We start from the raw sequence: 12,970 nt of genomic DNA, 5'->3' as shown, positions 1-12,970 counted from the left end.
GCCAGACAAGCATGATCACGAAGGGCGTATCCATCCCGCCCATCCGCGGCAATATTTGCGATTCGGCGGGATAGCAGATCGCATATTCGATCTCAACTCAGTCCCTATACTTTACTTTCAAAACAGGCTTTAAGCAAGAAGCGGTGGAGGCGCTGGCTGCAAAACTCGTGCAGCTGTTTAACGAAAAAGGCGAAGCGAATTCCAAGCCGTTGACGACTGAGGAAGTTATCGAGGCTATGGACATCAAAGGCAGAACGCATCTGCCATTCCAACAACGACGGATCAAATCGGGACTGTCAAAAGAAGAGATCGCCTATCTTAGCGAGCACCGCGACGAGTATCCGGACATGGAGATCGTGGAGGAGCGCATCCGCCAGTACAGTCCCGACCGAGTCGCAGTTCAATTGGTCGGCTATATGAAGGGAGCCAAGGAGAATCTGGACTTTTACAAAGAAATCAACGCGGATCAATCGGATCCCACGCTTAAGTATTTGGATTCTGAGGAGGTCGGCTACGACGGCATCGAGTTGATGTATCTGAAGGAGATGCGGGGGCTTAACGGTTATAAATCCTATCAAATCGACAGCATGAGCCGGATCGTCGGCGACATGAAGCTGACCAAGCCGGTCAAGGGGCAGAATCTGTATCTAACGATTAATCGCAAGGTGCAGCTCACCGCGCAGCAAGCCATTCTCGATCAGATCGCGACAACCCTGTTAATTACACAGCCTGCCGGCGAGATCCTGCAGGCTGTTCGGCTAACGAAGAAACGATAGTTCCATAACCAACACGACGGTAGCCGGCACACGATTGGCTGCCGTTGTCCGTTGAAGTAACAGGCAGGATAGTCTCAATTGTTTCTCGAATATTTTCTGAGTTGGATAATTTTATAAACTTTGTGAATATAACGTTTATGTGAAATCACAGTGTGCTACTTAATGAAAGCAATCTAAAGGAGGCCTGTATGAAGACAATTATCTATATGGTCAGGCATGGAGAATCACCATACAATGAAGGAAATGAAAGAACAAGAGGGCTTACCCCAAAAGGAAAGATCGATATTGAAAAAGTAACGAAGTTACTTATAGGTGAAGGAATAGACATGATTATATCAAGTCCTTATACTCGAGCAATTCTTAGTGTTGAGGAATTGGCCGAGCACTTAAAGTTAGATATTAAAGTGTTTGAAGATCTTAGAGAACGTCATTTTTCATCTTATATTATTGAAAATGCAGAGTTAATGTCTAGTATCAGGGAGAGTTTTAATGACCCTAATTATACCTTGCCGGGTGGAGAGTCTAATGCTGATTGTCAGAAAAGAGCAATCTCGGTTCTAGAACCCATATTAAAGGAGCACAGAGGGAAGAAAATAGCAATCGGGACTCATGGTATTGTAATGACTTTGATGATGAATCATTTTGATCCAGCTTTTGGCTTGGAGTTTTTGAATCAATTAATGAAACCAGATATCTATAAAATGCAATTCGAGGACTTTGAATTAGAAGAAGTAACAAGAATGTGGAATGAATAGATTTTATAAGGTTTATCGAAGAGGACTGTGACATCACATAACAGAGTATTCGCGCTGCGGGGGACAAGCCCCCTTGGTCTGGTATCCATCAGATAACACCATAATAATGCACTGGGGCTATCGCCCCTCGGTCTGCCCGAGGGGTCTCGGAATTAAGCTAACGCAGAACGATAGTGAAACAATCAAGTAAGGTGTCCGGTCATCGGAAGCCTCACTATATTTACGAGAAGAATAGTATTTGACTAATGAAAGTTACCTGAATCGATCGACAGATCGGATTGTTGTAATTCGTATTTCATTTTTAATTGGATGGAGAATCATCCTGAGATAAGGCCTGATGTTTGAAATATGATTTATAATAACGCTGAATCCTGCTTTCAAAATAACGACGGACTTCACAATCAGGAATCCAAATTCCCTTTTGCTCTATCGCGATTAAAGTCTCCTGTAAAACCTGTTCGCGTTCTGGACGTTGTAATTGCCGTTTATGTTCAAGTATTAGAGTGATCGTTTTACTTCTGAGTAAGGAAGCGATCCACTCTTGTTGTCTTAGTTTTAAAGCGGAAAACTTCTTATTGGTTTGAAGTAACCTTCCATTTACTCGTATATGATTTTTCACACTTCAACCCCTGACTCCTTGTCGTTCATGTTATCCACAATACTCATGCCTTTTTCTATTATAAAGATTTTTCGATCCGACTAAAAGAACTTCTTCTGCGCCACGACGGTATAAGTCTTTCAGGACATCTCTCCAGCCATTTGCACTCTCTTGACCACCAATGTAAAATCCAAGAATCTCACGGTAGCCTTGTTCATTGATTCCCATAGTAAATGACTTCGCTGCTAACCGTGCTGCGCTTCAGCTTGACGTATAATCCGTCCAGATAAATAACGGAATAACGCTTCTCGAGTGGACGCTTTTGCCACTTTTCAACATCCTCAAGAACGGTTCCCGTTATGTTGCTTACGGTCGTTGGCGAGTACTGAGCCCCGAACATGCTTTCAATAAAGCCCGCAACATCCCGAGTACTCATTCCGCCTTTGTACATGCGTATGACGGCTTCCTCCAGCAACGACAAATGGTGTAGAATACAAATCGCTATTACAGCGCTCTATCGGAAACGAGAGAATTATGAAGCTGCCGGAAGTTTTTGAGTCGGTAACCTTCGTTACGATTGGGCATGAAATTTCTGAAGTGAATCAACTATAACGAAAGGACGGTTATTGGATGAAATTCTTGTGTGAGTGTGGTCATGCAATATATGATCAAACCGATTACTTATCCTATAAGGCATACTTAATATCAGACCAAGATTGGTTTAGTTTCTTAGATGAAATTGATAATGCAATTGAAAAAACTGGATCAACTCCAGAAGACAAAGAAAAAGCATTAATGAGAATTAGATCGATAGCAATTAATCTTACTAAGTTAGTGTATCAATGCGATAAATGTGGAAATATATTTTTTTATAATAGTCCACCTCAATTAGAAATGTTTCGAAGTTGTAGTGATACTCCTAATAAAGGATTATTAAAATCAGCTAAAGGAGTTAATTAGGAAAATTTGTTCATTTTCCAAAGGTTGATCATTCCGCTAACGCAGAACTATAGTTCAATCATTACATGACGGCAGCCGGCACACGATCGGCTGCCTTTGTTGAAGTAACGGGAGTATACTTGAAAAAATAAAATGATTCTGTGTAGTATTACCCTGGAAGGAATATCCTTATTGTAAGGGAACTTAATAATTCGGTTTATATAAAATTGATTGGCGGTGGTTCTGTGATTTGCCATAAACTAAAAGTTATTGAAACGATGACTGAAGGAAATGGACTATCTAATGTATTTGATGTCCTTATGATTCAAGGGGTTTCCATTGATTCTAGAACAATAAAGACACGTAATTTATTTATCCCAATCATAAGACAATTGGACGGTCACGATTACGTGGAAGAAGCAATATCCAAAGGAGCGATAGCCTCTTTATGGCAAAAGGATCATCCCAATCCACCTGTTCATTTACCGCTAATCTATGTTGATGATTGCTTGAAAGCACTTCAAATACTCGCCACTAATTATCGAAGGGAATTATCAATAAAAGTAATTGGTGTTACTGGTAGCAATGGTAAGACAACCACAAAAGATATGATAAATTCTGTGTTGCAGACAAAATACCGAGTTCATAAAACAATTGGTAATTTAAACAGCCAAATTGGAGTTCCCTTGACCATACTAGAGATAGATAAGAATACAGAAATTGCTGTAATTGAAATGGGGATGAGTGAACGTGGTCAAATCGATCGACTCTCCCGAATCGCTCAGCCAGACATAGCTGTCATAACAATGATTGGTGTATCTCACTTATCGAGTCTTGGATCAAGGGAAGAAATTGCTGCCGCGAAATTAGAGATTGTAAATGGCTTGCAAGATAAGGGAGTTCTAATCTACAACGGGGATGAACCGCTGTTAACTAATGGTCTTAATAAAATTAGAGCTAAGAATCCGATCTCTGCAATTTGCTTTGGTGAAGGCGATACTAATGACTATTGTGTGGGAACAACTCTAACAGACTCAGAAGGGTCCTTTTTTACAGTCGGTGACGATAAGTTTTACATTCCCCTACTTGGTGAACATAATGTCTCAAATGCACTTGCGACAATTGCTGTAGCGTCAATAATAGGCATAGGTCCTGCAGAAATGCATGAGGGCTTTAGAGATTTGAAAATAACCGGTATGAGAATGGAGAAAGTAGTCTCGCCCCATGGATTTACCATCATAAATGATGCTTGGAATGCAAGCCCAAATTCCATGACCGCTGCAATAAAGACCTTTGAAGAATTAACCGGTTATGCTAGGAAATTTTTAGTCTTAGGAGACATGCTTGAGCTAGGTGAACATGAGCAAGGATTTCATCGGGATATAGGGAGGAATATTAATCCAACTAAAATTGATTTTATTTATACGGTCGGCACTCTCGGTAAGCACATCGCATTAGAAGCAGAAAAAAGTTTTCACAAAAGTAGCGTCCAGGCGTTTCCAGACAAAGAAGAGTTAACTAAGAAATTAAGAAACATGGTAAAGCAAGACGATGTAATCCTGCTGAAGGGATCGAGGGGTATGCAATTAGAGACAATATTGCAGAATTTATTATAATACAATGCGTTTACTTTATTACGCTAAAGAGAAACGATAGTTTCATACAACACTTGTGAAGGCAGCCGAAATCATGCGGCTGCCTTTTCCCCGTTAACGGGCAGGATACTTCCAATATGTGTTAATATAGAAATGATAGATTTTTGCGAAGAAGTAGGTAAGCTCGTTTGAATTATATCGAAATAGGTGTAAGAAATACCTGGAGAATCCGAACAGAAACGATATTTTGAGGATGGTTCTGAGATTGAGCAGAAAGGAATTATAACGTTATTTATATTTCATTCGATCTATATAAGAATATGGCTTTGGAAAACTGTATTCATTTGGGATTCCAAACAAGGTTTAAAAAAGATTAAGCTACGACGTGAGTTTAAGTATATTTTAGGACTAGCTACTTATCTCAGCGAAAGTGACACTAACTAACGTAGCTAAATTAAACGCGGAACGATACACAAATAGAAACAGGTTGTATGCAATCTGGGCATCTTGTTCATGAAATGGGTGAGGATTCCGTGGAAGCACTCTTGGTTGCTGGGGTACGCGATACAGAAATAATCGAATTTTCAATGATTAGTGTGACTTGCAAATGTCTTTATTAAAGGAGTGCAAAATTAATGTGGATTACGAAAGACATTAAGTTACCAGACGAGATAATTGATGCTCAAAAAAAAGGGGAACTTGTTATATTCGCTGGAGCCGGTGTATCTACTCCACCACCATCTAATTTACCAAACTTCGAAAAGTTGGCTATTGCTATAGCTAATGATTTTGTTCCATTTGATAACACTATTTCAATCGATACTTTTTTGGGGAAGCTAATGAACAGAAGAATAAAAGTTCATGAGAAGACTATCGAACTACTTACTTTACACAATTCCAAACCTTGCTCTTATCACAGTAACATATTTAAGTTGTTTGATAAGGATAAAATCAAAATAGTAACAACAAATTTTGATGATCATTTTAAAAATGCATCTGAAGGTATAGAAATTCCTTATTATTCAGCACCGGCTTTGCCATTGGGACGGGATTTTACAGGCGTTGTTCATTTACATGGGAGCGTCACAAAAAGGCCTCAGGATTTAGTATTAACCGACAGCGACTTTGGAAGAGCTTATTTTACTGATGGCTGGGCTACAAATTTCTTAAGAGGTATGTTTTCTAATTATGTGGTACTTTTTATAGGTTTTAGTGCGAATGATCCTGTTATTAAGTACATAGCTCGGGGATTGGGCTCGAATAACCGGAATAGGTATGCTTTTACAGAAGAAGGACAGCATGATCACTGGAATCACTTGCAGATTAATTACATTGAGTATCCTCGATCAAGGCATGATTTGTTAGAAGAAGCAATTGGATCGTGGGTCGTTAGAACTCAAATGGGTGTGTTTGAGCAAAGAATGTTAATTAAAGATATAGTTGAAAAACCTCCGGAATACAATGAGGTTGAAGAAAGCTATATCTCACACCAATTGAAAGATCACTTGGGTGCCCAACATTTCTTTGAGTTTGCCAAAGATTTTCAATGGGTAGAGTGGATGTACAATAATAAAAGTTTGGATACTCTCTTTAATTCGGACAACACTCTAACTCCATATAAACATTTACAAGCAATGTGGTTTTCTAGTTTTCTGGCGAATGAACCAGAGAAAATGATGAAGATCATTATGGAAAAAGGTGTGGTTAGTAATTATTTAAAACAATATATTATCAGGGAACTTCATCGTCAGCAAGATGGATTATCACCAAAATCAATTGGAAAATGGTTACCAGTATTCTTAGATCATGTTAATTACCATAAAAAAGAAGACGGCTTAGAGCTTATTTCTCATGATATGGAGTACCCAAAGAACAAGGAACTCATACTTATTTTGTTTGAATATCTTACACGACCATTGACAAAATATAAGAAAAAATTCTCCCTCTCAGAGAGTAGTTATGATGAATTAGTTGATGTTGAAATTGAAATTCAAGGTGATATGTACTCGCTTGGAGAATTATGGAGGAAATCAATACTACCTAATTTAGAGTACTATGCAGTGCCATTAATGAATATTTTTATCAATCAACTTCAGATGGTTACATTTCTTCTTAAAGGAACAGGGCATGGGAACTGGGATCCCCTTAGTTTCTCTCGTTCTGCAATAGAGCCTCATGAGCAAGATCGTTATCCTGATAGTATGGACTTAGTAATTGATGGTTGTAGAGATGTGCTTGAGTATCTCATCCAACATGATGGTAAGCTAGCACAATCTTTAATTAATCAATGTCTTTTGAGTGAAAGTAAGTTATTAAAGCGAATTTCAATCCATAGTTATAAATTTATTACAGAAATAACGGTTGATGAGAAAATAGTATGGCTGGTTAACAACAATCTACTGTTTTTATCCGATTATAGACATGAGGTATATCAATATATTAAATATATCTATCCAGAATTAAGTTTAAAAAGTAAAAGAACATTTTTAAAACAAGTTAATGATGAATACGAAAAGAGAAGTGTGGATGAGAGTTTAATTAAAGAAAATGTTGAATATGAGGAGTTTAATCTCTACTATTGGTTAACACAATCAGACGATAAATGTCGGTTAGCTCAGAGAGCTTTTCTGAATGCTAAAAAGAAAAATAAGCGGTTTAAGGTTAGGAACGAATATCCTGATTTTACGCACTGGTCTTCAAGTAGCGGATTTTCACCGGTAACCAGCAAAGTAACTATTACAGAAATATTGTCAAAAGATCCTTGCGTTGATAAAGATTTAAACTGGCTTATGACATATCAAGACGAAAATTACATGCTTGAAAAAAGAGAAGGTTTTTTGGATGCTGTTAGTTCTGCAATTGAATCGGAACTTGATTGGGGATTGAAACTGTTAAGGCGTTTAATTACACCTCCCAAGAAGTGGAAGACGGATCTATGGAAAGCTATACTTAATGGATTTAAAGAAGCTAAATTAAAGAATGAGGAATGGGTAGAGTTTTTAAATGTTCTCATAATTCATCGTAATCTCAATGAGTTTCGTTTCGAAATAGCAAATCTTTTTGATAAAGCAACTAAGACTAACGATATAGATTTTCAGTTAAGTATTAATTTAGCAATAAAAATCTTTCATAAAATATTCAGTTCTGCTCGGACCTCTGATATTTCCTCTACGGAGGATGCCTTAACCCAGGCGATAAATCATCCAATTGGAAAGTTTACCGAATTTTTTTGTTATGTCTATATAAAAGTCTTCAACGATGAAAAGGCTAACAAACAGATTCTTAATGAGATTAAGACTAGTATATTTTCCAAAATGATAGTCCGGACTGATGAACAATCAATAATGGGTAAAATAATATTAGCAAACCGTTTACATATTTTCTTAACTATTGACGAAGATTGGAGCAAAAAGAACCTAATTCCTTTATTTGATCCCAACCATGATAAAGAAATGGCGAAAAAGGCGTGGAATGGTTATGCCTATGGTGGTAGATGGAACGAGCGAATTCTAGAGAGTCTGTTTTCAAAGTTAGTATTAATAATACCGATTGCTATCGAAATGAATACAGTGACTCAACAAAGTATTTATCGTTTATGTGCTTCAATACTATTTTACTCAACAGAATTTAACGAGCCCTTAAGAAAACACTTTTTTACTACGGGCAGTGAAAATCAATTTAACTTATTGACAAATGAGCTTACAAATTACCTTGAACAGCTTGAAGAATCAGCTAAAGAAAAAGCATGGAGAGAGTGGATAAATAATTATATAAAGAATCGGCTGGAGAATTTACCTGTAGTTATTAGTGATGATGAATTAAGTGAAATAGTTGAATGGTTACCTTTTTTAGAACCTATGATAGAAGAATTCGTAAGTCTGATTATTACAACTAGAAATGTTAGACTTAGAAATGCTCATATTATTTATCAGATCAGTACAAATGAGATTGGAAAAAAGCATCCTAATACACTTTTGATTTACTTAGAATTTATTTTGAGAGATAACGGAATTGAATTTTATTCAGATGAGGCATACAATGTAATGTCTCAGATTCTTGAATCTCTACAAAATAAGCATGATTATTTTCCTTTAGTCTGTGCACATTTACTAAAGTCAAATGTCCCGAAAGCGGTGGAATTGTTGGCAAGATATAATGAAAAGTTTTAATAACTTCTGTTTAATGTTTTTTGATCAGGAAAGATAACGGGATTATTGTCCAACAAAAGATTCCCACCCGATCAATGGTGTACAGGTAAAAAACTTTAGTCTGAAAAAATATTGTATTAGAGTGTACAAATAAAATATTAGACTGATTGGTCCAATTCAACGTTAAGCTAACGGATACGTTAGCTCCGCCGCATATCATTAAGAAGGAGTGTGGAAAGTATGTTTCATGTAAAAGATATTTTATCCGATCAGTTATTAGCAAATGCTAATGACCCTAGTTGGTACCCACCATTTTCAGATGCAGTTGAAAATTTGTCAGAGGAAGTTGCGTTTTGGAAACCTAGTGAAGATAGTAATAGTATCGCTGAAATTGTGCAGCATTTACTTTATTGGAATGAAACTTGGCAAACCAGGTACCAAAAATCTCATGTCAATGCTGTGCCTTCCATAGGAAATAATAATAAAAGTTTTATAATCCCGAAAGATCAAAAATTCACTGACTTAAAAGAACGATTATTAGAGGTGCTTTTACAATGGCAAGATCTACTTACTGAAGAAAAAGTCGAAAGTGATGTAAATGGTTTCCCAGAGACTGCCAAGTGGTGGGAGATACTCGGAAATGTGTCAACTCATAATGCATATCACATTGGTCAAATCTGTTATATTCGGAAACTACAAAAGAGCTGGAAAGTAGATACAAACTAAGAAAAATTACCTAGCATAAATAGTGAAGGGGCTTGCAACGCGGCAGTTCCTCTTTTGTTCATTCAAGTAACGGGCAGAATAACGGAACTTACAATACTTGGAAGCGTATAATTATTAACACCATCGGTGGAGGTGGGGCATGACTAAACCAAAAATGGGACTAAGAATGGCATGGATTATTCCAAATATATTAATGTACATTTTTTTCTTGGGCCTTTCTTTGTTTGTATTTGCGAATTCAGAATTGCTAAATGATATCAATCGACTTGGAATATGGTTTGTTATCCTTATTTTATTGTTGTTAATTGCACTTTTCGGGTCTTACCGAATTTGGTATTGGATACAACAGGGGAAGTTGTAGATTCGATAAACACAACAATTTAGTTCTAGGGAGGAAACAACAACGATGTAAATAATTACAGGAGGAGATTTTTATGCTATGGATAGCGTTGGGAGGTTTAGGTTTGTTAATAAGTTTCGTTATCTCATGGAAACGCGAAGGAATTACACAAGCGATTCTAAATCTCATTAGCCTACTTAGCTTCCTTTTCGCATTTATTGACCCTTTTAATAACATTATTCGCGTTACTATATATCTTCCTGCCCTTATCTGTGCATTAGCATCTATTACTATTTCAATTATTTTATGGCGGAGATCCAGTACGCGAAGATAAATGACTTGAAGTTTATTTCTAACGAGAACGATAACAAATCATTTGAAGGGTTGCGGCGTGGCGCTCTTCATTCCGAGGGACGAACGATAGCTGAATAAAAGCACTGCGGCAGCCGGCCATGATGATCGGCTGCCGTTTCCACGCTAACGGGCAGTAGAGTTACAAAAATGTTGACAATTAGCACAAAAATGGTACTATATACCAGCTAGTGTTGACATATGAATCTGGGAGGTATGTGTATGCAAGAAGAACTGGTAATTGCGAACAAGCTTGCGTGGGAAACGAAAGCGTATCAGGCTTGGGTTCAAAAGTATGGAACACCAGAAGAACTTGCGGTAGAACTGAAGCTGAAACATAGGCATCACTTGCGTTACTGGCTAAAGTACATTGGTGATCCAGCAGGCAAGCGAGTTATTAATCTCCTTGGCTCACACGGTCGAAAGGCAATTTCTTTAGCATTGCTAGGTGCTGATGTTACGGTGGTGGACATATCTGAAGAAAATCGGTTGTACGCGATGCAGGCTGCTACTGCCACGGGTGTGGAAATCGACTATATCTGTTCTGACGTCTTGAATATCCCGAACGAAGAGACACTAGGCGAATTTGACATCGTGTTGATGGAGTTTGGAGTTTTGCATTATTTCACAGATCTCAGCTCTATTTTCTCTGTGGTTCGTCGCAGACTAGGGAAAAATGGTCGGTTTATCTTGACTGACTTCCACCCTTTCGCACGTGCATGGATGAACACATACAATTTAAAACAGCCAACTGGTAATTACTTTGACGATAGCATTAAGGAAGGAGAAGTTGCCTTTGCTAAGCTGCTACCTGAGGAGGAACGCTCTGGATTAGGTAAGACTTTAGTACGAAGTTGGACAGTCGGTGAGATTTTAACTGCAATTGGGACTATGGGGTTATTTATACGGACATTTGAAGAAATACCAAGTTCCACAGATCCGAGGTTTCCAGAGTTTTACACTCTAATTACAGATAAAATTGATATGGAATTATCCCCACTACATCCCTGAATATGGAAGACATCCATTGTTAAACTCCCTCGGTATGATTTGATTTTCTCACGCAAGCTCGTGTATTCGCAGGATTTCATCCTCTTTGATATCGGACGATAAAGGAAAGAGAGTTGAATTGATAGGGCCTAATCGTTAGAAGGCATGCGGGAACAGAGGTGGGGGTAACATCACCTAATTTTTACCATCTGTTGCACGTATTCTCCATATGGCCCTTAGCGATTTTCGCTCCCATGTCTCAACGGGTCTAAGCCCTCTCATTCCTTCGTCACATCTATCTAAGTGGTGGAGGTCGGTTTTTCTAACGGAACGGGTCAGTGCCCTTTTGCGTAACGTATCCCGATACTCCGTGCTTTCTTTGTCATCCTGCGAATACGCCAACTTGCGTTAGTAATGCATAGTTTTTAAGCTGCCAATGCAAAGACTTTCACTGGGTTGTATGCTTCTTCACTGCGTGCCAGGCCTACTAAAAGTCGAGCCAACTTTCCACATAACTTCATGATGGATTTCATTTTTTTTAGCTTTTTTACCTGAACATTATGTTGATGCAAAGCCTTGAATTCTTTGTTATTCATAACCATACACATCGTGATTAGGTAGAGGAAGTGTCGCAGGCGTGGTCGTCCTCGTTTACTGAGGGTCATCTGGCCCTTCCATTTCCCAGAGCTTGCCTCGGTCAGATTAAGGCCTGCGTGACGCAGCAATGTGTTTCCGTGGATATAACCGCTGAGATCACCTGACTCCCCTAAAACACCCGCTAAAGCAATCGCACTTATGCCAGTAATGGCTAGGATTTTGACCGCATAGGGGATTCGTTCAAGTACGGCTTTGGCCTCAGTTTCGATTCTCTGCAGCTGTGTGTTTGCTAAGTCATACTCCTCAAGAAGATGCTCAAGATGGAGTTTGTAAGCATATGTTGCCTGGGTAGACCCAACGCTCATTTTGGCAAGATCGATGAGCAACTTAGCTCTACGGACACCAGAGTGTCGTTTCATGGACTTTTTCCATCCCGCAATCACATCGTTAGGTTCTAGTCTAGATAGATCGGCGGGGAGAGGAAACAACCTAAGAGTCTCCAATGCACCTTTGCAAGTTAAGAGTTTAAAGACTTGTCTAAGCTCAGGAAACACAATGTCGACCCAGCGGTGAATTTGATTAACTGCACTTACAAGCCGCTTAATAACAGTCTCCCGATTTGCCATAAGGACTCGCAGCTCTTCGTATTCTGTGGAATGAAAACGGACAGGGGAATAGTAGCCGTTTTTCACCATGTCAGCAATGACAAGCGCATCCTTTTTGTCACTTTTAGATCGTGTATTGTCGCGGTTTTCTTTATTCCTTTTGACTAGGTGAGGATTTACGAGTACAGCCTCGATCTCGGTATCTTTAAACCAATGTGCAAGGGCAAGCCAGTAATGTCCTGTTGGCTCCATACCGACGATTACTTGGCTTAGCTTGTACGAAGCTAGCAAGTCTCGGATCCAGCGATCAAGTGATCGGAAGCCGACTTCATCATTACTAAATTCCAGTGGATTACCCAAAGCAATACCACGGAAATTAACAGCTCTAGCAACGTGGATCTCCTGAGCGATATCTACACCGACAACAAGGTGATTAGCGGTAATGTTTTCAATGAGTTGATTTTGTTTATCTTGTGCTTTAAACTTCATAGTAGAGCGACCTCCTGATGTGGGATTTTAAGGGCTGTAGACCCGTTACGTACTCCCATCG

The 12,970-nt window shown here is 38.7% G+C and carries 9 protein-coding genes and 2 pseudogenes; 8 read left to right on the top strand and 3 right to left on the bottom strand.

Features of this window, described 5'->3' with window-relative positions; all coding sequences use genetic code 11:
- Positions 1-77 precede the first annotated feature (77 nt).
- Together QFZ81_RS15410 and QFZ81_RS15405 are read left to right on the top strand one after the other, a co-directional pair.
- Positions 78-776 carry a penicillin-binding protein 2 gene (locus QFZ81_RS15410; RefSeq protein ID WP_307606911.1) on the top strand — a complete coding sequence of 233 codons (699 nt, stop codon included), beginning with the start codon at positions 78-80 and terminating at the stop codon, positions 774-776.
- A gap of 188 nt (positions 777-964) precedes the next feature.
- The gene (locus QFZ81_RS15405; protein ID WP_307603421.1) at positions 965-1,531 is read left to right on the top strand and encodes a histidine phosphatase family protein; all 567 of its coding nucleotides are present in this window, start codon (positions 965-967) and stop codon (positions 1,529-1,531) included.
- Between the two features lie 301 nt (positions 1,532-1,832).
- On the opposite strand, the gene QFZ81_RS15400 is transcribed toward QFZ81_RS15405, so the two are convergent.
- Both QFZ81_RS15400 and QFZ81_RS15395 read right to left on the bottom strand, forming a co-directional pair.
- Positions 1,833-2,150 (bottom strand): hypothetical protein, encoded by a 318-nt coding sequence (locus QFZ81_RS15400; protein ID WP_307603419.1) that lies wholly within the window; start codon positions 2,148-2,150, stop codon positions 1,833-1,835.
- 81 nt (positions 2,151-2,231) lie between these two features.
- Positions 2,232-2,601, bottom strand: a pseudogene (locus QFZ81_RS15395) (transposase); the annotation flags it as partial.
- Positions 2,602-2,759: 158 nt separating this feature from the next.
- Between QFZ81_RS15395 and QFZ81_RS15390 the strand changes: the two are divergent.
- The 6 genes and pseudogenes from QFZ81_RS15390 to QFZ81_RS15365 all read left to right on the top strand — a co-directional run bounded on the left by QFZ81_RS15390 (position 2,760) and on the right by QFZ81_RS15365 (position 11,239).
- Complete coding sequence (locus QFZ81_RS15390; RefSeq protein WP_307603417.1) at positions 2,760-3,089, top strand: hypothetical protein; 330 nt, start codon at positions 2,760-2,762, stop codon at positions 3,087-3,089.
- Positions 3,090-3,313: 224 nt separating this feature from the next.
- A complete protein-coding gene (locus tag QFZ81_RS15385) occupies positions 3,314-4,684 on the top strand; it encodes a UDP-N-acetylmuramoyl-tripeptide--D-alanyl-D-alanine ligase (protein WP_307603414.1) in 1,371 nt (456 codons plus the stop codon).
- Positions 4,685-4,851: 167 nt separating this feature from the next.
- A pseudogene (locus QFZ81_RS15380) lies at positions 4,852-5,107 on the top strand (DUF3977 family protein).
- 191 nt (positions 5,108-5,298) lie between these two features.
- A complete protein-coding gene (locus tag QFZ81_RS15375; RefSeq protein WP_307603412.1) occupies positions 5,299-8,832 on the top strand; it encodes an SIR2 family protein in 3,534 nt (1,177 codons plus the stop codon).
- A 219-nt stretch (positions 8,833-9,051) separates the two neighbouring features.
- On the top strand, positions 9,052-9,537 hold the full coding sequence (locus QFZ81_RS15370) for a DinB family protein (protein WP_307443054.1): 486 nt from the start codon (positions 9,052-9,054) through the stop codon (positions 9,535-9,537).
- A gap of 913 nt (positions 9,538-10,450) precedes the next feature.
- Entirely contained in the window at positions 10,451-11,239 is a 789-nt protein-coding gene (locus QFZ81_RS15365) for a class I SAM-dependent methyltransferase (RefSeq protein WP_307443055.1), read from the top strand.
- A gap of 404 nt (positions 11,240-11,643) precedes the next feature.
- On the opposite strand, the gene QFZ81_RS15360 is transcribed toward QFZ81_RS15365, so the two are convergent.
- Positions 11,644-12,909, bottom strand: a complete 1,266-nt coding sequence (locus QFZ81_RS15360; RefSeq protein WP_307443056.1) for an IS110 family RNA-guided transposase — start codon at positions 12,907-12,909, stop codon at positions 11,644-11,646.
- Positions 12,910-12,970 lie beyond the last annotated feature (61 nt).

Source organism: Paenibacillus sp. V4I9 (genome assembly GCF_030817295.1).
In the GTDB taxonomy this organism is placed as follows: Bacteria; Bacillota; Bacilli; order Paenibacillales; family NBRC-103111; genus Paenibacillus_E.
The sequence above is the reverse complement of the archived record's forward strand: the minus strand, read 5'-3'. Positions and strand labels throughout refer to the sequence as shown.

Bases quoted from the DNA above. Each gene is read 5' to 3' on its own strand.
- QFZ81_RS15405 (WP_307603421.1), top strand. From the start codon at position 965: ATGAAGACAATTATCTATATGGTCAGGCATGGAGAATCACCATACAAT.
- QFZ81_RS15390 (WP_307603417.1), top strand. From the start codon at position 2,760: ATGAAATTCTTGTGTGAGTGTGGTCATGCAATATATGATCAAACCGAT.
- QFZ81_RS15375 (WP_307603412.1), top strand. From the start codon at position 5,299: ATGTGGATTACGAAAGACATTAAGTTACCAGACGAGATAATTGATGCT.
- QFZ81_RS15370 (WP_307443054.1), top strand. From the start codon at position 9,052: ATGTTTCATGTAAAAGATATTTTATCCGATCAGTTATTAGCAAATGCT.
- QFZ81_RS15365 (WP_307443055.1), top strand. From the start codon at position 10,451: ATGCAAGAAGAACTGGTAATTGCGAACAAGCTTGCGTGGGAAACGAAA.
- QFZ81_RS15360 (WP_307443056.1), bottom strand. From the start codon at position 12,909: ATGAAGTTTAAAGCACAAGATAAACAAAATCAACTCATTGAAAACATT.